The sequence below is a fragment of the Streptomyces albospinus genome, assembly GCF_014648695.1.
Lineage (GTDB): Bacteria > Actinomycetota > Actinomycetes > Streptomycetales > Streptomycetaceae > Streptomyces > Streptomyces albospinus.
In genome coordinates this window covers 147,687-148,568 of record NZ_BMRP01000020.1, presented here as the reverse complement: position 1 = coordinate 148,568, position 882 = coordinate 147,687, and the positions used below count along the sequence as shown (strand labels likewise).

Below are 882 nucleotides of genomic sequence, written 5' to 3'. Positions count from 1 at the left end.
GGAAGCTCGGTGAACAGAATCGACAGGTTGACGTTGAAGCGCGTGTCCGTGAAACCCATAGGGGCGGCGCTCCTTCCGTATAGCGGAACTTACTTTCTGCGTAATGGAACACTGCCGGGCGGGCGGGGAGGCTGTCAAGGGGGTCCGGAGGCAATTTCTGGTGGCCGGGCCGAACCGCGCGTAGGTTGAACGGCGTGCGATTGAGAGTTGAGTTCACGACGGAGCCGTTCGATCTGGACGAGGCGCCGGCTCATGCGGTGGTGGCGCGGGACATCGTCAACGGCGCCGAGCTGGACGCCGTCGACGTCGGCCCCTTCGGCAATACGGCCGAGGGAGAGGCGGGTCGGGTGCTGGAAGCGGTGAACGCCCTGCTGCGCGAGTCCCTGGAGGCCGGCGCCACCCGCGTCTCCCTCCAGGTCAATGTGATCGCGGACGCCCATGGGCGCGGCGCGGCGGAGGGCAAGGGGGACGAGAAGTGACCGAGCCCGCCGACCACCCGTTCGTCCAGGCGGTCAAGCCGCTGGTGGATGCGATGGGCGGACAGCTGGTCGCGCCGGACCAGGCCCGGGGTGACGACGTCGTGCTGGCCTGGGAGGGGCGGGACCGGGTGGCCGTACGGCTTCCCCACCTGTCGGATTCGCTCGACCACATCCTCGCCGAGCTGGAGCGCCGGCACGGTATGCCGCTGTCGGAGCTGGACCGCAAGACCAAGCAGTCGGTCGTGCGCATACTGGAGACGCGGGGCGCGTTCTCCGTGCGGCACGGCGTGGAAACCGTCGCCGGGGCGCTCGGTGTCAGCCGGTTCACCGTTTACAACTACCTGAACCGGGAATCCGCCGCGAAGGACGCCGACTGAGCCGAATCGGTCGCAACGCCCGCAGC

Annotated in this window: 2 protein-coding genes; both read left to right on the top strand. The window is 68.5% G+C overall.

All coding sequences use genetic code 11. From position 1 onward, the window contains the following. Positions 1–194 precede the first annotated feature (194 nt). Positions 195–479 (top strand): YkoF family thiamine-binding protein, encoded by a 285-nt coding sequence (locus IEZ17_RS25875; RefSeq protein ID WP_189304065.1) that lies wholly within the window; start codon positions 195–197, stop codon positions 477–479. After that, on the top strand, positions 476–856 hold the full coding sequence (locus IEZ17_RS25870; RefSeq protein WP_189304063.1) for a helix-turn-helix domain-containing protein: 381 nt from the start codon (positions 476–478) through the stop codon (positions 854–856). Before IEZ17_RS25875 ends, IEZ17_RS25870 begins: the two co-directional genes overlap by 4 nt. Positions 857–882: the final 26 nt, after the last annotated feature.